Raw genomic sequence first — 17,452 nt, 5'->3', positions numbered from 1 at the left:
AATTCGCGGATCTACACTTTACGGATGACGGTTGCGCACTAAACCCGCAAAATGCAACGATTCCGGCAATTATCGACGACGGTTCCACAAGAACCGTCGCTAAAGCCATCGTTCCAATCAGACTGGGCCTGCTGACTCTATGCGAATGCGCCTTATGTTACTGGGCGGCGGAAATGCCCTTGGGCAGGCGCTGATTCGCCTCGGTGCGGAAGAAGACATCGGTTTCCTCGCCCCCCGCCCGCCCGAAAACGGCTGGGATGCCGCGAGCCTCACCCAACTGCTCGACGACACCCGTCCCGATGCGTTGATCAACCTCGCCTACTATTTCGACTGGTTCCAGGCCGAGAGCGTCAGCGAAAGCCGCATGACCGGCCAGGAACGCGCCATCGAGCGTCTGGCCGAACTGTGCCAGCACCACAACATTGTCCTCGTGCAGCCGTCGAGCTATCGCGTGTTCGACGGCTCGCGGGCCACGGCCTACAGCGAAAAAGACGAACCGGTGCCGCTGGGCCTGCGCGGTCAGGCCTTGTGGCGCATCGAGCAAAGTGTGCGCGCGACCTGCCCGCAACATGTACTGCTGCGTTTCGGCTGGCTGCTCGACGACAGCCCGGACGGCACCCTCGGACGCTTCCTCGCCCGCGCGGAAAAACCCGAAGAGTTGCTGCTGGCCGATGATCGGCGCGGCAATCCGACTCCGGTCGATGACGCCGCGCGAGTGATCATCTCCGTGCTCAAGCAACTCGACTGCGCCGCGCCGCTGTGGGGCACTTACCATTACGCCGGCCACGAAGCGACCACCCCGCTGGCGCTGGGCCAGGCGATTCTCACCGAAGCACGCAGCCTGCATCCGCTGGCGATCGAAGCACCGACTGCGCAGGCCCACGCCGCGCGCCCGGACGCCGCCGAAGAGCCGCAACACGCAGTGCTGGCCTGCAAGAAAATTCTCCACACTTTCGGGATCAAACCGCGCGCCTGGCGTGCCGCACTCCCGGGTCTACTGGACAGGTTCTACCGACATGGCTGAAGCAACGGTTTTAATCACTGGCGGAGCCGGCTTCATCGGCTCGCACCTGACCGATGCCTTGCTCGCCAAGGGCTATGCGGTACGCGTGCTCGACGACCTGTCGACCGGCAAGCGCAGCAACCTGCCGCTGGACAATCCCAAGGTTGAACTGGTGGTCGGCGATGTCGCCGATGCCGCCCTGGTCGCCCGCGCCATACAAGGTTGCAACGCCGTCACGCATCTCGCGGCCGTGGCCTCGGTGCAGGCCTCGGTGGACGATCCGGTGAAAACCCACCAGAGCAATTTCATCGGCACCCTGAATGTCTGCGAAGCCATGCGCCTGGCCGGGGTCAAGCGTGTGGTGTACGCCTCCAGCGCGGCGGTGTACGGCAACAATGGCGAGGGCGAGTCGATTGATGAAGACACGCCAAAAGCGCCGCTGACACCCTACGCCTCGGACAAACTGGCCGGTGAGCAATACTTCGATTTCTACCGTCGCCAGCATGGCCTGGAGCCGGCGATTTTCCGCTTCTTCAACATCTTCGGCCCCCGCCAGGATCCGTCCTCGCCGTATTCCGGGGTGATCAGCATCTTCAGCGAACGTGCGTCGAAAGGTTTGCCGATCACCGTATTTGGCGATGGCGAGCAGACCCGCGATTTTCTTTATGTCGGTGATCTGGTCGATTTGCTGGTGCAGGCGCTGGAAAAGCCTGAAGTGCAGGAGGGCGCGGTCAATGTTGGCTGGAATCAGGCGATGAGCCTGAAGCAGATGCTCGAAGCGTTGAAATCAGTGGTCGGTGAACTGCCGCCCGTGAGTTACGGGCCGGCGCGTTCGGGTGATATCCGCCATTCGCGAGCGGATAACCGACGCTTGCTGCAGCGCTTCGAAATGCCGCCGCAGACGCCGATGAGTGTGGGCTTGGCGCGCTTGCTCGGGCGCTCCTGAGAAGCCCCTCACCCTAGCCCTCTCCCAGGGGGAGAGGGGAACTGACTGAGGTGTTTGTGAGAAGTACGCCGACTTGCGATACCCAGTCGAACTCAGGTTTTGAACAACACACAAATCGGCTCCCTCTCCCCCGGGAGAGGGCTGGGGTGAGGGGCCCGGGCCTCCAACGCCCCACATGACTCAGCACCAAATGAAAAAGGCGCCCTGCAACAGGCGCCTTTTTCACGGCCGGAATATCGCTATTCCTGTGGCGAGGGAATGTTATTCCCCGATCGACTGCGTACGGTCGTCGTCAGGTCTGTGCCTGCCCGCCACCAAGCCTCATTCACCACCACGTGAACGTTCGGTCAAAGTCAGCTTAGAACTTATAGCCCAAACCGACCATGTAGATGAACGGATCGACATCCACATTCACCCGTGCGCGGGTGCCGGGTGCGACGGCGTTGTTCTCGACGGTCGCGCGTGTATCGATATCGATGTAGCGCACTTGGGCGTTGAGCATGATGTTGTCGGTGATCATGTAGTCGGCGCCGACCTGCCAGGCCAGACCCCAGGAGTTTTTCGCCTTGAAGTTGCTGAAGCCGTTGGCGCTGGCTTCGCTGCCGACGTGTTCGTCGTAAATCCAGGTGTAGTTGATGCCACCGCCGACATACGGCTGGAAAGGCGATTTCGAATCAAGCGGGTAGTAGACGACGCTGAGGGTCGGCGGCAGGTGTTTCAGGGTGCCGAGCTTGCCGTTGGCGGCGGGCAGGGCGGTGCCCTTGAGCTTGACGTCATGCTCGAACGGCGTGGCTGCCAGCAGCTCGATACCGATGTTGTTGGTGAGCATGTAAGCGAAGTTCAGACCCAGTTGGGTGTCGCTGCTCATGGTCGCCTTGCCGCCCAGATCAGTGCCGCTCAGCGGACCCTGATCGACCTTGACGCTGGAGCTGTCGGCCTTCGGGTTGACGGTGATCGCGCCGGCGCGCACGAGAATGTCACCGGCTTCGTGGGCGTGGGCGAGCGGGGCTGCGAGCGCGAGGGCAAACAGCGAGGCGCTGAGCAAGGACTTGTTCATGGGGGCTCCGAAAGGACATAAAAATTCGATGTCCTAGGGTACGAAGCCGTCTGATACGGTGTTTTGACTCAGCTCAATGAAACAGTGAAGGGGCGGGGTTTTGTGGAACCTTTGAGGGCCTATTCGCGAGCAGGCTCGCTCCCACCTTGGAATGTGATCACCTGTGGGAGCGAGCCTGCTCGCGAAGACGATAGACCAGCCAATACAAAATTACCGGGAATTACTCCGGCAGTTCATACGCATAAATCTTCTCCGCCTCCATCTGATACCCGGCATCGGCCAGCTCACTGCTTGAGGCTTTCACCTGCAACGGTCCTTCGACCCAGTACGGCTGATACAGCTCATCAAGCTTCACGCCCAGTTCGCTTTTCACGTGGACGATCTGGTTTGACGGCGGTGGCGGTACGTGGATGCAGGCGCCGAAATACGGCACCAGCAAGAAGTCCGTGGTGCGCCCCTCTTCGCTGACTTCCAGCGGCACGATGTAACCGGGCAGGCGAATGTTCTGCCCGTCGAGGCTCTTCACTACCGGTGCATTGGGCATGTCCTGCTTGGCCGCCGGCGCGGACTCGGCAGAGAGGGCGTCGCCCATCTTCGACAGGTCGTGCAGCGGGGTCATGTTCGGCACTTCCGGCGCGGCGTCCGGCGGGATCATTTCCGACCAGGTCAGGTCTTTCGGCGCCGCCGCCCACACGGGCAGGGCGACCAGCATCAGCAGCGCAAGCAGGGCGCGGGGCATGGTGAACATCCTCATAAACGGATCGACAGGCCATCGGCCAATGATTGGCGATACGCGCGCCAGGCCGGCACGCTGCCCATCAGCAGCGCGGCCGCCAGAATGCCACCGAGCAGCGTCCATTCATACTCGCTCGGCCATGCCAGCGGCAGATACAAACCGTAATTGGCCTGCACGTAACCTTGCGCAGCGGCGATGCCGATGTACAGCAATGCCAGTCCGGCGATGACTCCAGTCAGCGCCAACGCAAAGGCTTCCAGCACCAGCAGGCTTGCGATGTGCCACGGCCGCGCCCCCACCGAACGCAGAATCGCCATCTCGCGGCGACGTTCGTTGAGGCTGGTGAGAATCGCCGTGAGCATGCCGATCAACCCGGTCAGCACAACGAACAGCGAGACCACGAACAAGGCTTTCTCGGCCGTACTCATCAGGCTCCACAATTCCTGCAAGGCCACGCCCGGCAGGATCGCCAGCATCGGTTCGCCACGGTATTCGTTGATCTCGCGCTGCAAGGCGAAGGTGGAAATCTTGCTGTTGAGGCCGAGCATGAACGCGGTGATCGCTTGTGGCGTCAGGTCCATATTGCGCGCCTGATCAGCGCTGATCCTGCCGTTGCCGCGCGCCGGCACGCCGTTGTGCCAGTCGATGTGGATCGCCTCCATGCCGCCGAGGCTGATGTGCAACGTTCGGTCCACCGGGGTGCCGGTGCTCTGGAGGATGCCGACCACGGTGAACGGTTTGTCGTCGTGCTTGACCAGGCTGATCGCCGCCACGCCATGGGCCAGTACCAGTTTGTCGCCGAGCTTGTAGTGCAGCGCTTCGGCGACTTCGGCACCGAGCACCACTTCGAAAAGATCGGTGGCAAACGCGCGACCGTCGGCCAGCGCCAGGTGTTGCTGGCGCCCGTACTGGTAGTGCTCGAAATAGGCTTCGGTGGTGCCCATCACGCGATAGCCGCGATGGGAATCGCCCAGGGACATGGGGATTGCCCACTTCACTTTCGGGTTGTTGGCGAAGTGTTCAAAGCTGTCCCAGCGGATGTTGTTGGTAGCGTTGCCGATGCGGAACACCGAATACAGCAGCAGGTTTACCGAGCCGGAGCGGGCACCGACGATCAGGTCAGTGCCGCTGATGGTGCTGGCGAAACTGGCCTTGGCTTCGGTGCGCACGCGCTCGACGGCGAGCAGCAGGCACACCGACAGGGCGATGGCGAAAGCGGTGAGCAATGCGGTGAAACGGCGGTTGGCCAGGCTGGCCATGGCCAGACGAAACAGATACATCTCAGACCTCGGCGGACGTAGCGGCGCGATTGAGATCGGCCAGGGACAGATGACGGTCGAACAGCGGCGCCAGGCTCTGGTCGTGGCTGACGAACAACAGACTCGATCCGGCCTCGCGGCACTCGGCAAACAGCAAGCGAATGAAGTTTTCGCGTGCGTCGTAATCCAGCGCCGAGGTCGGTTCGTCGGCGATCACCAGCTCCGGTTGGCCGATCAATGCGCGTGCGGCGGCGACCCGTTGTTGCTGGCCGATGGACAGCGAGTCGGCGCGGCGGCTGAGGATGCTTTCGTCTTTCAGACCCAGGTGGGCGAGCAACGTGGCGGCGGCTTGATCGACGCTGCCGTGGCGCTGTTTCGCCCGTTGCGCACGCAGTTTTGAAAAATGACACGGCAACTCAACGTTCTCGCGCACCGAGAGAAACGGCAGCAGGTTGAATTGCTGGAAAATGTAGCCAGTGTGATCGACACGAAACGTATCGCGCTTGCCGGCAGAAAGCTCGGTCAGCTCCTGGCCGAGCAGGCGAATGCTGCCGCGATTGGGCTTCTGCACCCCGCCAAGCAGGCCGAGCAGGGTGGTCTTGCCGCTGCCGCTGGGGCCTTTGAGAAACAGGGTTTCGCCGGCTTCCAGACGAAACGCCGAGATGTCCAGCAGCGGCGGGTGACCGGGCCAGTTGAAGCCAAGGTCGGAAAGTTCGATGAGTGCTTGGGTCATGGCACCGATTTTCATGAAGTGAACACATAACCCTGTGGGAGCGAGCCTGCTCGCGAAAGCGCTGGGTCAGACACCCACCTGTCAACTGACACGCCGCCTTCGCGAGCAGGCTCGCTCCCACAGGGGATTTCGGTGGATCCTAGAATTTCAGCGCAGCCGATTTCGCCGTCACTTCGGTACCTTGCTGGCCGGTCGCGCTGATTAGTTGTACCTGAATCTTCTGCGTTGCCGGGAAGGTTTTGAAGATGTTGGCCAGATTCAGCGTGTTCAGCGCGCCCGGTGTGGCGCAGCTGAATTGGTAATGCGCGTGGATTTCGCTGTGGTCGTGGTGATGCTCGTGACCGTCCTTGTCCGCTTCATCTTCGTCGTGATCGTCGGCGTCCGGCTTGTCGCCGAACAGCGGGCTTTCCAGTTCCTGGCTGACCACCTTGCAGCCGGCCGCAGCGGGCAGGCTGAACAGGGCCAATGGTTTTTCCAGCTGCGCACGAGCGGCAGCGACTTTGGCCTTGTCGGCATCCGACGTCGCGGCGTGTTCAAAACCCACCAGATTCATCGCCGGGCTTTCCAGCTCCAGCTCCAGGGTCTGACCATCGAGCGCGGCATTCAGGCGACCCACACCATGCTCATGGGCGCCGAGGCTGCCGTGCTCATGATCGTGATCGTGCTCATCCACCGCATGAGCAGCGGCCAGCGGCAACAGGGCAAACGGCAAAGCGAGCAGCAAACGACGCATGACGGACTCCGAGAAAAATGAAAAGTTTGTTATGTAATCTTATAACGAAAGTGCGCAGAGTGTGCCCGTGCGCTTGAGATTGCGCAAGACATGGCTAAGCACCGCCCGGGATGAGGTCGCGGGCGGTGCTGGGATTGAATGTCATGCTTGCAGAATCAGAAGCCTGCGCCGGGATAGTCGAACCAATAGTGTCCCGAAAGGACATCGTTGATCAGATTTGCGTCGAGCACGCTCGGGGCATCGCGACTGAAACGCTGTCGCCAAGCCGGAAGCCACCAGTAGTTGATGGCTGTTCCGCGCGGAAATACCACCAGAGTCAGCACCTCCTTATCCATTTTGCCCTGCGTGTAGAGTTGATGACTGCGATCCATCAGGGCCATGTACTGGTCGATTGGCAGTCTGAACATAAGTGCCATGGTGAAGATTTTTTCACTCTGACTGAACGCCGGACTCTGCAGTACCCGCAATGCTTCGCAAGTGTGTGAATTCGGTTGACTCGCTATGCTCTGGCCTTCGGGGGTTGAAAGTATGTCGAAACGATCATCCATGTCTCGCCAGTCGGTTCGGCTATTGCGCTCAAAGTAATCACGAATAACAAGGGTCAGTGGACCTGCAGTTTCCCCGTCAGCGGGACAAGCCGAAAGATCGGCAGGCAACCAGATGCGCCATGCCACGATAAGCAAAAACGGAATTATGAGGAGGAGCGAATAAGGGCGTTTCATTGTGGCGTGCTGTGTTTGTAGCGTCGGAAAATAGTGAAGTCATGGTCGCTGGGATTTGCATTACCGGTCGCATGGCGAAAACCTGCGTCGTTAACTTCAACTTTTTCCCACCCTGCAGAAATGCATACGCCCTTCGTTAGAACGAAGCCGACATGGCCGCTGGCGTCGGAATAATTCATTGCGTAAGCGCCGACGTCCCCGGGCAACGGCGTGCGCTCGACTTTCCAGCTGTTGAGCAATCGTTGTCCATTCGCCCATTCACCCGCGAGCGGAGGACTAACCTTGGAGAAATATGGCAGGTATTTCGATTTGCCATGTTCAATCAACGCCACGTTGACCCCAATTGCGGTCAGCACGTCGTAGACGAACAGATTGCATTTATTTGTGTTTGGTGGAAATTCCACGCTCTGGCTGAGAGTAGGGTGTGGCAGCGACTTTTTGCTTTTATTCCCTGCCCACTGTGTTGATCCCCGGTGTGACAGCGCCTCCATCAGTATCCTGCGCGGCATGTCCTGAATGACGACTTTCACCGTTCGGGTTTCATTTGTACGTTTCACACCATATTCGACTTCGTAGAATGCGTCGTTCGAGACAGCGCCGCTGGTCGTTAGCGGGACTTTTACCCACGGTGATATCGCTACGATCGAAAGAGACTTCCCTGGATTCAACGTAGCAGTGTGCATACCTTTTTTTGTACCGGAGTTCCCCACAATCTGAACCGTCACTTCGTGGGTGTCTCGGGTTTTGATCGACGGTAGTTCCTTGCCCGCGAGCGTTATAGCGATCTGGCCGTTTTTGGATATCAATGAATAAATGCGAGGCCTGTCATCGTTTTGAACGATGTTGTCATCTACGACCTGACCGTCGATAAGCAGCTGAAACTTTACGCCTGGCGGTGGCTGCATCAGAAAGTCTTTAAAGATGAGTTTGATTTCCGATTTCATGACAAATCCTGTGTCAGGGGCTCTTCATAGGCATAGAAAGTCCATTCGGAATCTTCCCCTACCAACAGGGTGTCGTAATCCGAAGCGTTTTTTACCGGGTGTTCGCAGCCTTCGCCTGTGAGGTTGCAAGTGCTGTCTTGTAAAACGGCAACCTTCGCCTTGTCCTTGAGTTTGTAAGCCAAACCTGGCTTTTCCGTGTCATCAAGGCGTTCGATGATGACCTGCAAGTAGCGATAAGAGGTCAGGGCAGCAATCGGTGGCCCCATGTCAATTGGAGCGGGCCGGCCAATTCCTGCGAAACCACTGTGTTGCTGAGTGAGCAGCTTATTGGTCATGGGCGGACAACCGCAGGCGACGTAGTCACCCTCTAGCGCAGCTGGTCCGGCAGGTAAAATCAGCGTTCTTTCACCCACTGCTACGATGGGGCCTTTGCCAGGCCCACAGACCGGACAACTGGCGAGTTGTCCAATGGAAGCGATTATTCTTCCTTCGATATTGAGGTTCTCATTTCCTTCAAGTATCACGCCACCTGTAGAGGTCGGGCCTCCTTAAGAGGCCAGTTTTCGTCCTGAAGACATTGGGAATCCTTCCCGCAAAAAGAGATTAATTTAGCCGATTAACCGGGAATTACCAGATGTGTTTGGCGCCCTTTACTTGGCGTTGCACAAGTCCCATGGGAGCATGCAGGTCAGAAAAGTGCAGGAGCGAACTTGATGTTGCGGATACGCGGAACGGTCGGCGAGTTGCCGGTGGATTTGACGGTGGAGCTGGATGACAGCGATTGGGCCAGGCTGGGTTCGGCGCTGAGCGGGCAGGCGCCGATTGCGCAGTCTGAGGCGGTTGCGCCCGCTCCGGCGGCGAAGCCGGTGAATCAGGACGATGCGCTGTGGCAGGTGGCCAAAGACTTGCTGCGTAAGGCCGGGCAACTCAGTGGACCGGATCTGCTCGATCAACTGGAAGCGCTCACCGGCAGTGCGGCAGCGGGCAAGCGTTTGCTCGTGCGCTTGCGCCACAGTTCCGATGTGAAAGTGGCGAGCGGCGGGGATACGCCGCTCTATAGCTGGATCGGGTAAGGCCTTAATACAGCGCCGCAAACACTTTGCGACGGTAAGCCGTCACCAACGGATGATCATTGCCCAGCAGTTCGAACACCTGCAGCAAGGTCTTGTGCGGCAAGCCTTCGCCGTAGCTGCGGTTGCGGATGAACAGTTTGAGCAAGGCGTCCAGCGCCGCTTCGTATTGCTGGCGCGCCAGTTGCTGGATCGCCAGTTGGTACACCGCTTCATCATCCTGCGGATTTTGCGCCAGGCGGCTCTTCAGGTCGGCGGCGTCCGGCAGATCGCGGGCGAGGCCGAGGAACTGGATCTGCGCTTTGGCGCCGGCCAGTGCGGCTTTGTGCTCATCGCTCTTGACCGCGTCGAGCACGGTTTGCGCTTCGCCCAGTTCGCCGCGTTCGGTCAGGCAGCGTGCGTAAAGGATCAGCGCTTTGGCGTTGGTATTGTCTTCATTGAGAATGGTCACCAGCACCGCTTCCGCCTCGGCGAAGTGACCTTCGTCGAACATCGCCTGGGCCTGTTCGAACGGGTCGGCAGCGGCCGGTGGCGGCATCTGCACATGCGGTTCCAGCAGCGCGCGCACGGCGGATTCCGGTTGTGCGCCGGCAAAGCCATCGACCGGCTGACCGTCCTTGAACAGCACCACAGTCGGCAGGCTGCGAATGCCGAAGCGGGCGACGATGTCCTGCTCGATGTCGCAGTTGACCTTGGCCAGCAGTAACTCGCCCTGATAGCTCTCGGCAATGCCCTGCAACATCGGCATCAACGCCTTGCACGGCGCACACCATTCGGCCCAGAAATCCACCAGCACCGGTTTGTTGAAGGAGGCTTCGATCACCGACTGGTCGAAATCGGCAGTCGTGGCGTCGAAGATGTACGGCGTTTGCTCACTCATGGGGGATCTCTCTAAGCGTCAATGACCGCACTATAAGGGGTGGCGCAAAAGATCGCAGCCTTCGGCAGCTCCTACAGGGGTACGCGATCGAGAGTAGGAGCTGCCGAAGGCTGCGATCTTTTGGCGGCGTCAATCACGCCGAGCATGGTAGAGGCTGACATGTCTGAATTCCTCAGGCTCGGCCAGATCCGGCAAGGTCATCGCCTCGAGCACTTCAATTCGCTCATACAACGGATGCCGAAAATCCCGCACCCGTGAATCCGCCACCAGCGCCTCGCGTCCGCGAGTGAGAAACGCGTCGAGCAGCGGCAAGTTCGCCCGGTCGTACAGCACGTCGGCGACCAGGATCAGATCGAAGCGATCGGCCTCGGCAAAGAAATCCGTCGAGTAGCTCATCTGCACAGCATTGAGCTCGGCATTTGCCCGGCAAGCGGCGATCGCCAACGGATCGAGATCGCACGCCACCACTTCCAGCGCCCCGGCCTTCACCGCCGCGATCCCGGCAATCCCGGAACCAGCGCCGAAATCCAGCACGCGCTTGCCGCGCACCCACTCTGGAAACTGTGCCAGATAACGCGCCACGGCCAGGCCGCTGGCCCAGCAAAAGCTCCAATACGGCGGTTCATGCAGGATGCGCCGGGTTTCTTCCTGGCTGAATTCGCGGGCCATGTTGTCGCCGTCGATCAACCACAGCTGCAAATCAGTTCCCGGTAACGCGCAGGCTTTCAGTGTGGCGTCGCCGAGCAATTCCCCCAAGGCCTGTTGCAGGTCGAGCGGTGCTGTCATGGCGCTTTGACGAATTGCAGCTGGCCCAACGCCTGAGTGGTCGGTTGGGTGATGGTCTGCGACGGCAGGTGCAGGATCAGTTGCCCGGACTGGCTGGCGCGACCGCGCAGCTCAACCCGCGCGCCGGCCGGAAATGCCTCGGGGTTGAAGCGCAGGTGAAACGGCAGGATCTGGTTGTTGCCGATCAGGCTGGAACTGGCGAGCAGTTGCTGTGGGCGGTCCTTTTCATCGATCACCAGCAGCGCCAGTTCGACTTCGGCGCCGGCCGGCACCCCTTGCAGGCTGCCGCTCAATTCGCGCTGATGCGCCGGCAGCGGGCCGAGTTCGGCAGCCTCTTTGGCTTTTTTCTGCGCCTGCTGCGGCGCGGGGCCCGGGGTCGGCGGTTGCGGCTTGGGTGCGTCGCTGCCACAGGCCACCAGCAGGCTGAAAAGACTGAGCAGAACGAGCGGACGTAACGGCATTGGAGGCTCCGGCAGAATGAATTCCATGGATCAGACGATCATGCCGTTCTGTATACCGCAAAGCCTATGGCTTGTCTTGCCACGGGGATGCGCTACCATGGCCCTCCCATTTTTTGTTGCCAGCCACCATGCACTGTCCCTTCTGCGGAGCCAACGACACCAAGGTCATCGACTCGCGTCTGGTCGCCGAGGGCGAACAGGTGCGCCGCCGGCGTGAATGCCTGGCCTGCGGCGAACGTTTCACGACGTTCGAGACGGCCGAACTGGTGTTGCCGCGCCTGATCAAAACCGACGGCAGCCGCCAACCGTTCGACGAAGAAAAACTCCGCGCCGGCATGCAACGCGCGCTGGAGAAACGTCCGGTCAGCGTCGAGCGCCTCGAATCCTCTCTGGTCCACATCAAGCACAAGCTGCGCGCCACCGGCGAACGCGAGGTCAAATCCCTCGTGGTCGGCGAGCTGGTGATGGCCGAGCTGCAAAAACTCGATGAAGTCGCCTATATCCGTTTTGCCTCGGTGTACAAGCGCTTCCAGGACCTCAATGAATTCCGCGAAGAGATCGACCGCCTCGCCCGCGAACCGGTGAAAGAATGACCACCGCCGCCGAGCAGGCGATCCTCGACGCCCATTTCATGGCCCGCGCACTGGAACTGGCGCGCAAGGGCCACTACACCACCCACCCCAATCCGCGGGTCGGTTGCGTGGTGGTGCGTGACGGCCAGATTGTCGGCGAAGGCTGGCATGAGCGCGCCGGCGAACCCCATGCGGAAGTCCACGCCCTGCGCGCCGCTGGCGAGCAGGCCCGGGGCGCCACGGCGTACGTCACCCTCGAACCTTGCAGCCACCATGGCCGCACGCCGCCGTGTGCTGATGCCTTGGTGACTGCTGGCGTTGCCCGTGTCGTGGCGGCGATGCGTGATCCCAATCCACAAGTCGCCGGGCGCGGTTTGCAGCGCCTGGCCGAGGCCGGTATCGCCACTGAAAGTGGGGTGCTGGAAGCGGAAGCACGCAAGCTCAATCAAGGTTTTCTGAAACGCATGGAACATGGCTTGCCGTTCGTGCGGGTCAAGTTGGCCATGAGCCTCGACGGGCGCACGGCGATGGAAAGCGGCGAGAGCCAATGGATCACCGGCCCGGCGGCGCGTTCGGCGGTGCAGCGTTTGCGCGCTGAGGCGGCGGTAGTGCTGACCGGCGCCGACACGGTGCTGGCCGATGGCGCACGCTTGACCGTACGCGCTGACGAACTCGGTCTGGACAGTGAGCAAACCGCGCTGGCCATGAGCCGCCCGCCATTGCGCGTATTGATCGATGGCCGCCTGCGAGTGCCGCTGGATGCGCCGTTCTTCAAGGCCGGGCCGGCGCTGGTCGCCACCTGTGTCGCAGTGGAAGAGCAATACGCCAATGGCCCGGAATGCCTGATAGTGCCGGGTGCCGACGGCCAGGTCGATCTGCATCAATTGCTCATCGAACTGGCCAATCGAGGCACCAACGAGGTGCTGGTCGAGGCCGGGCCGCGTCTGGCCGGTGCCTTTGCGCAATTGGGTCTGGTCGACGAATTCGTGATCTTCATTGCCGGCAAATTCCTCGGCTCCACGGCGCGTCCGCTGCTCGACTGGCCGCTGGCGCAGATGAAAGACGCGCCAGAGCTGAAAATCACTGAAATCCGTGCGGTGGGCGATGACTGGCGAGTCACTGCGATCCCTGTGCCTTCAGCCCGCGTATAATTCCCGGCCATTGCGTTAGCGCTGGCCTCGTTCTCAAGGAGAACCCCATGTTCACCGGCATCATCGAATCCATCGGCAGTATCCGCGCACTGACCCCAAAGGGCGGTGATGTGCGGGTGCACGTCGCAACCGGCAAGCTCGATCTGAGTGACGTCAAACTCGGCGACAGCATCGCGGTCAACGGCGTTTGCCTGACCGCCGTCGAGTTGCCGGGCGACGGCTTTGCCGCCGACGTCAGCCGCGAAACCCTTGATTGCACCGCCATGAATGATCTGAAAAGCGGCAGCCCGGTCAATCTGGAAAAAGCCCTGACCCCGACCACTCGCCTTGGCGGGCATCTGGTCAGCGGTCACGTCGATGGTGTCGGCGAAGTGGTCTCGCGCAGCGACAACGCCCGCGCCGTGGAATTTCGCATCCGCGCGCCGAAAGAACTGGCCAAGTACATCGCCCATAAAGGCTCGATCACCGTCGACGGCACCAGCCTGACCGTGAACGAAGTCGATGGCGCCGAATTCATGCTGACGATCATTCCGCACACCCTCAGCGAAACCATCATGGCTTCTTACAAGCCGGGCCGCCGGGTGAATCTGGAAGTCGACCTGCTGGCGCGTTATCTGGAGCGTCTGCTGCTGGGTGACAAGGCTGCAGAAAAGACCGCCGGCAGCACCATCACCGAAAGCTTTCTGGCCCAAAACGGCTACCTCAAATAATTCAAAAGAAGGGGGTGCCTTGTGGCGCTCAATAGCATCGAAGAACTGGTTGAAGACATCCGCCAAGGCAAGATGGTCATCCTCATGGATGACGAAGACCGCGAGAACGAAGGCGACCTGATCATGGCCGCCGAATGCTGCCAGGCCGAACACATCAACTTCATGGCCAAGCACGCCCGTGGCCTGATCTGCATGCCGATGAGCCGCGAGCGCTGCGAACTGTTGAAGCTGCCGCTGATGGCGCCGCGCAACGGTTCCGGTTTCGGCACCAAGTTCACCGTTTCGATCGAAGCCGCCGAAGGCGTGACCACCGGCATCTCCGCCGCCGATCGCGCGCGCACCGTGCAAGCGGCAGCCGCCAAAGACGCCAAGGCTGAAGACATCGTCAGCCCGGGTCACATTTTCCCGCTGATGGCCCAGGCCGGCGGCACCCTCGCTCGCGCCGGCCACACCGAAGCCGCTTGCGACCTGGCGCGCATGGCCGGTTTCGAGCCGAGCGGGGTGATCTGCGAAGTGATGAACGACGACGGCACCATGTCCCGTCGCGCTGAACTCGAAGCATTCGCCGCCGAACACAACATCAAGATCGGCACCATCGCCGACCTGATTCACTACCGGATGATCCACGAACGTACCGTTCAGCGGATTGCCGAGCAGCCGCTGGACAGCGAACTGGGCCAATTCAACCTGGTGACCTATCGTGATTCGGTGGAAGGCGACGTGCACATGGCCCTGACGCTGGGCACTGTCTGCGCTGAGGAGCCGACGCTGGTTCGCGTGCACAACATGGACCCGCTGCGCGACCTGCTGATGGTCAAGCAACCGGGCCGCTGGAGCCTCCGCGCCGCCATGGCTGCGGTCGCCGAGGCCGGCAGCGGTGTGGTGCTGCTGCTCGGTCACCCGCTCGATGGCGACGTGCTGCTGGCGCATATCCGTGAAACCGGTGAGCAGGCAGCGCCGAAAAAACCGACCACTTACAGCATTGTCGGTGCCGGTTCGCAGATCCTGCGTGACCTCGGCGTGCGCAAAATGCGCTTGATGTCGGCACCAATGAAGTTCAATGCGATATCCGGTTTCGATCTGGAAGTTGTAGAATACGTGCCCTCCGAATAATGACCGGCTGTTTCCGGACTCCGATTCGCGGCAAATAATCACTGAGGGGCGCGTAGCAGACGCGTCCCGGCTCTTTAAGAGAACTGACGAATGACCCTGAAGACCATCGAAGGTACCTTCATCGCCCCCAAAGGCCGCTACGCTCTGGTAGTGGGCCGCTTCAACAGCTTCGTGGTTGAAAGCCTGGTCAGCGGTGCCGTTGATGCCCTGGTTCGCCACGGCGTGAGCGAAAGCGACATCACCATCATCCGCGCACCGGGCGCCTTCGAAATCCCGCTGGTTGCGCAGAAAGTCGCCCAGAAAGGCGAGTTCGCAGCGATCATCGCCCTCGGCGCGGTCATTCGTGGCGGTACTCCGCACTTCGAATACGTCGCTGGCGAGTGCACCAAAGGCCTGGCCCAGGTCTCCATGGAGTTCGGCGTACCGGTCGCGTTCGGCGTGCTGACCGTCGATTCCATCGAGCAAGCCATCGAACGTTCCGGCACCAAGGCCGGTAACAAAGGTGCCGAAGCTGCCCTGTCCGCTCTGGAAATGGTCAGCCTGCTGGCGCAGTTGGAGGCCAAGTGATTAGCGACGAAAGCGATCGTTTCAACCCGCGCGATCCGAAACCTGCGGACGCCGGCAAGCCGTCGAAAAGCGCCAAGCGTCGCGAAGCCCGTCAGCTCGCCACTCAAGCGCTGTACCAGTGGCATATGGCCCGGCAATCGCTGAACGAGATCGAAGCGCAGTTTCGCGTTGATAACGATTTCACCGATGTTGACGGTGCCTACTTCCGTGAAATCCTTCACGGGGTTCCGCAGTTCAAGACCGAAATCGACACCGCCCTGACGCCGTGCCTGGATCTGGCGATCGAAGAGCTGGACCCGGTTGAACTGGCGGTTCTGCGCCTGTCGACCTGGGAACTGCTCAAGCGCGTCGACGTGCCGTACCGCGTTGTGATCAACGAAGGTATCGAACTGGCCAAGGTGTTCGGTTCGACCGACGGCCACAAGTTCGTCAACGGTGTGCTCGACAAGCTGGCCCCGCGCCTGCGTGAAGCTGAAGTGAAGGCGTTCAAGCGCTGATCGGCGCTTGAATACTTTTTCTCGGCCATGGGCGAGTTTGAGCTGATCCGCAATTTCTTCGCCGCCGCGCCTTGTGCGCAGGGCGGCGAAGGCGTTGCTCTGGGGATCGGCGACGACTGCGCCTTGCTGGCGGTTCCCGCTGGGGAACAGCTGGCGGTTTCCACCGATACGCTGGTGGCCGGTGTGCATTTCGCCGACCCCTGCGATCCGTTTCTGCTCGGTCAGCGCTCGCTGGCCGTCGCGGTCAGTGACCTGGCCGCCATGGGCGCCGCGCCCGTTGCCTTTACCCTTGCCCTGACCTTACCGACGGTAACTGCCGATTGGCTGCAAGCCTATGCCCGGGGTTTGAACCGCATGGCGCAAAGCTGCGGCGTTGCCCTGGTCGGCGGCGATACCACGCGCGGGCCGTTGAGCCTGACGGTCACCGTGTTCGGCCGCGTACCCGCTGGCCAGGCCTTGACCCGCAGCGGTGCGCAGGCCGGTGATCTGCTCTGCGTCGGCGGCGAACTGGGCAATGCGGCCGGCGCCTTGCCGCTGGTATTGGCTCAACGTGATGCCGAAGCGCATATCGCCCAGCCGCTGCTCGAGCATTACTGGTCGCCACAGCCGCAACTGGCGCTCGGTCAGGCCCTGCGCGGCAAGGCCACGGCGGCACTGGACATCTCCGACGGCCTGCTCGCCGATTGCGGGCATATCGCGCTGGCGTCGAAGGTGCGACTTGAGATTGAACGCGAGCGTGTACCGTTGTCGGATGCTTTAGTCGCGTTTCTCGGCCAGCGCGGTGCCGAGCGCGCGGCATTGAGCGGTGGTGATGATTACGTACTGGCCTTCACCTTGCCGTCCGCCGAGTTGCCGGCACTGCTGGCCGACGGCTGGCCGATCCATGTGATCGGGCAAGTGCTGCCGGGCCAGGGCGTGCTGCTGCTGGACCGCGACCGACGCGACATCACTCCGCAGATTCGCGGCTACCAACATTTTCAGGAGACACCGTGACAGATCACCCGAAACAGGTCCCTGCCGAATTCGTGCCTCCCTCGGTCTGGCGCAATCCGTGGCATTTCCTCGCGTTCGGCTTCGGCTCCGGCACCTTGCCTAAAGCGCCGGGCACGTGGGGCTCGCTGGTGGCGCTGCCGTTCATTCCGCTGTGGCAGATGCTGCCCGACTGGGGCTACTGGCTGATGCTTGGCATCACCATGCTGTTCGGCTTCTGGCTGTGCGGCAAAGTCGCTGACGATTTGCGCGTGCACGACCACGAAGGCATTGTCTGGGACGAAATGGTCGGCATGTGGATCACCCTGTGGCTGGTGCCGGAAGGCTGGTACTGGTTGCTCGCGGGTTTTCTGGTGTTCCGCTTCTTCGATATTCTCAAGCCGTGGCCGATCCGCTGGATCGACAAGCATGTGCATGGCGGCGTCGGCATCATGCTCGACGACGTGCTGGCCGGTGTGTTCGCCTGGCTGGCGATGCAAGGGCTGGTATGGGTATTCGCCTGATTCGACTCACGTGAGGAAC

22 protein-coding genes and 1 pseudogene are annotated in these 17,452 nt (G+C 61.0%); 11 read left to right on the top strand and 12 right to left on the bottom strand.

Going from position 1 to position 17,452, the window contains the following annotated elements; translation table 11 throughout:
• Positions 1 to 139: 139 nt before the first annotated feature.
• Positions 140 to 1,024: a sugar nucleotide-binding protein gene (locus AB4N73_RS18460; RefSeq protein ID WP_041477681.1), complete on the top strand. Its 885-nt coding sequence runs from the start codon at positions 140 to 142 to the stop codon at positions 1,022 to 1,024.
• The gene (locus AB4N73_RS18455) at positions 1,017 to 1,949 is read left to right on the top strand and encodes an NAD-dependent epimerase/dehydratase family protein (protein ID WP_460142403.1); all 933 of its coding nucleotides are present in this window, start codon (positions 1,017 to 1,019) and stop codon (positions 1,947 to 1,949) included. Before AB4N73_RS18460 ends, AB4N73_RS18455 begins: the two co-directional genes overlap by 8 nt.
• Positions 1,950 to 2,307: 358 nt before the next feature.
• Here AB4N73_RS18455 and AB4N73_RS18450 read toward each other — a convergent pair whose 3' ends face one another.
• The 9 genes and pseudogenes from AB4N73_RS18450 to AB4N73_RS18410 all read right to left on the bottom strand — a co-directional run.
• Positions 2,308 to 3,006 carry an OmpW/AlkL family protein gene (locus AB4N73_RS18450; RefSeq protein ID WP_095181936.1) on the bottom strand — a complete coding sequence of 233 codons (699 nt, stop codon included), beginning with the start codon at positions 3,004 to 3,006 and terminating at the stop codon, positions 2,308 to 2,310.
• A 220-nt stretch (positions 3,007 to 3,226) separates the two neighbouring features.
• Positions 3,227 to 3,745: a DUF3299 domain-containing protein gene (locus tag AB4N73_RS18445; protein WP_024014502.1), complete on the bottom strand. Its 519-nt coding sequence runs from the start codon at positions 3,743 to 3,745 to the stop codon at positions 3,227 to 3,229.
• Between the two features lie 11 nt (positions 3,746 to 3,756).
• Positions 3,757 to 5,022: an ABC transporter permease gene (locus tag AB4N73_RS18440; protein ID WP_460142402.1), complete on the bottom strand. Its 1,266-nt coding sequence runs from the start codon at positions 5,020 to 5,022 to the stop codon at positions 3,757 to 3,759.
• Between the two features lies 1 nt (position 5,023).
• Entirely contained in the window at positions 5,024 to 5,734 is a 711-nt protein-coding gene (locus AB4N73_RS18435; RefSeq protein WP_236168763.1) for an ABC transporter ATP-binding protein, read from the bottom strand.
• A gap of 139 nt (positions 5,735 to 5,873) precedes the next feature.
• Positions 5,874 to 6,467, bottom strand: a complete 594-nt coding sequence (locus tag AB4N73_RS18430; protein WP_041477685.1) for a DUF2796 domain-containing protein — start codon at positions 6,465 to 6,467, stop codon at positions 5,874 to 5,876.
• A gap of 155 nt (positions 6,468 to 6,622) precedes the next feature.
• Entirely contained in the window at positions 6,623 to 7,189 is a 567-nt protein-coding gene (locus AB4N73_RS18425; RefSeq protein WP_024014498.1) for a hypothetical protein, read from the bottom strand.
• Positions 7,186 to 8,133 (bottom strand): CHAP domain-containing protein, encoded by a 948-nt coding sequence (locus AB4N73_RS18420; protein ID WP_095181933.1) that lies wholly within the window; start codon positions 8,131 to 8,133, stop codon positions 7,186 to 7,188. The genes AB4N73_RS18425 and AB4N73_RS18420 overlap by 4 nt, the downstream gene beginning before the upstream one ends.
• Positions 8,130 to 8,468, bottom strand: coding sequence for a hypothetical protein (locus AB4N73_RS18415; RefSeq protein ID WP_223259113.1), 339 nt, complete (start codon positions 8,466 to 8,468; stop codon positions 8,130 to 8,132). Before AB4N73_RS18415 ends, AB4N73_RS18420 begins: the two co-directional genes overlap by 4 nt.
• A gap of 15 nt (positions 8,469 to 8,483) precedes the next feature.
• Positions 8,484 to 8,669: pseudogene (locus tag AB4N73_RS18410) on the bottom strand (PAAR domain-containing protein); the annotation flags it as partial.
• Positions 8,670 to 8,846: 177 nt separating this feature from the next.
• On the opposite strand from AB4N73_RS18410, the gene AB4N73_RS18405 reads away from it, so the two are divergent.
• On the top strand, positions 8,847 to 9,206 hold the full coding sequence (locus tag AB4N73_RS18405) for a hypothetical protein (RefSeq protein WP_095181932.1): 360 nt from the start codon (positions 8,847 to 8,849) through the stop codon (positions 9,204 to 9,206).
• Between the two features lie 4 nt (positions 9,207 to 9,210).
• Here the strand turns inward: AB4N73_RS18405 and trxA are convergent, their stop codons facing one another.
• The 3 genes from trxA to AB4N73_RS18390 form a co-directional block, all read right to left on the bottom strand.
• Positions 9,211 to 10,083, bottom strand: a complete 873-nt coding sequence (gene trxA, locus AB4N73_RS18400; protein ID WP_095181931.1) for a thioredoxin — start codon at positions 10,081 to 10,083, stop codon at positions 9,211 to 9,213.
• 129 nt (positions 10,084 to 10,212) lie between these two features.
• Positions 10,213 to 10,869: a class I SAM-dependent methyltransferase gene (locus tag AB4N73_RS18395; protein ID WP_460142401.1), complete on the bottom strand. Its 657-nt coding sequence runs from the start codon at positions 10,867 to 10,869 to the stop codon at positions 10,213 to 10,215.
• The gene (locus AB4N73_RS18390; protein WP_024014493.1) at positions 10,866 to 11,330 is read right to left on the bottom strand and encodes a YbaY family lipoprotein; all 465 of its coding nucleotides are present in this window, start codon (positions 11,328 to 11,330) and stop codon (positions 10,866 to 10,868) included. Before AB4N73_RS18390 ends, AB4N73_RS18395 begins: the two co-directional genes overlap by 4 nt.
• Positions 11,331 to 11,458: 128 nt before the next feature.
• Between AB4N73_RS18390 and nrdR the strand changes: the two genes are divergently transcribed.
• The 8 genes from nrdR to AB4N73_RS18350 all read left to right on the top strand — a co-directional run bounded on the left by nrdR (position 11,459) and on the right by AB4N73_RS18350 (position 17,433).
• Positions 11,459 to 11,923: a transcriptional regulator NrdR gene (gene nrdR, locus AB4N73_RS18385; protein WP_007910946.1), complete on the top strand. Its 465-nt coding sequence runs from the start codon at positions 11,459 to 11,461 to the stop codon at positions 11,921 to 11,923.
• The gene (gene ribD / locus AB4N73_RS18380) at positions 11,920 to 13,053 is read left to right on the top strand and encodes a bifunctional diaminohydroxyphosphoribosylaminopyrimidine deaminase/5-amino-6-(5-phosphoribosylamino)uracil reductase RibD (protein ID WP_150638362.1); all 1,134 of its coding nucleotides are present in this window, start codon (positions 11,920 to 11,922) and stop codon (positions 13,051 to 13,053) included. Before nrdR ends, ribD begins: the two co-directional genes overlap by 4 nt.
• Positions 13,054 to 13,100: 47 nt before the next feature.
• Positions 13,101 to 13,763, top strand: a complete 663-nt coding sequence (locus AB4N73_RS18375) for a riboflavin synthase (RefSeq protein ID WP_016772981.1) — start codon at positions 13,101 to 13,103, stop codon at positions 13,761 to 13,763.
• Positions 13,764 to 13,784: 21 nt separating this feature from the next.
• Positions 13,785 to 14,876: a bifunctional 3,4-dihydroxy-2-butanone-4-phosphate synthase/GTP cyclohydrolase II gene (gene ribBA, locus AB4N73_RS18370; protein ID WP_039761895.1), complete on the top strand. Its 1,092-nt coding sequence runs from the start codon at positions 13,785 to 13,787 to the stop codon at positions 14,874 to 14,876.
• Positions 14,877 to 14,966: 90 nt separating this feature from the next.
• A complete protein-coding gene (gene ribH, locus AB4N73_RS18365; protein WP_003228649.1) occupies positions 14,967 to 15,443 on the top strand; it encodes a 6,7-dimethyl-8-ribityllumazine synthase in 477 nt (158 codons plus the stop codon).
• The gene (gene nusB, locus AB4N73_RS18360; protein ID WP_024014489.1) at positions 15,440 to 15,940 is read left to right on the top strand and encodes a transcription antitermination factor NusB; all 501 of its coding nucleotides are present in this window, start codon (positions 15,440 to 15,442) and stop codon (positions 15,938 to 15,940) included. The genes ribH and nusB overlap by 4 nt, the downstream gene beginning before the upstream one ends.
• Before the next feature lie 27 nt (positions 15,941 to 15,967).
• Positions 15,968 to 16,933 carry a thiamine-phosphate kinase gene (gene thiL, locus AB4N73_RS18355; RefSeq protein WP_460142400.1) on the top strand — a complete coding sequence of 322 codons (966 nt, stop codon included), beginning with the start codon at positions 15,968 to 15,970 and terminating at the stop codon, positions 16,931 to 16,933.
• A complete protein-coding gene (locus AB4N73_RS18350; protein ID WP_039761886.1) occupies positions 16,930 to 17,433 on the top strand; it encodes a phosphatidylglycerophosphatase A family protein in 504 nt (167 codons plus the stop codon). The genes thiL and AB4N73_RS18350 overlap by 4 nt, the downstream gene beginning before the upstream one ends.
• Positions 17,434 to 17,452 lie beyond the last annotated feature (19 nt).

The sequence above is a fragment of the Pseudomonas sp. S3_B08 genome, assembly GCF_054667725.1.
The sequence above is the reverse complement of the archived record's forward strand: the minus strand, read 5'-3'. Positions and strand labels throughout refer to the sequence as shown.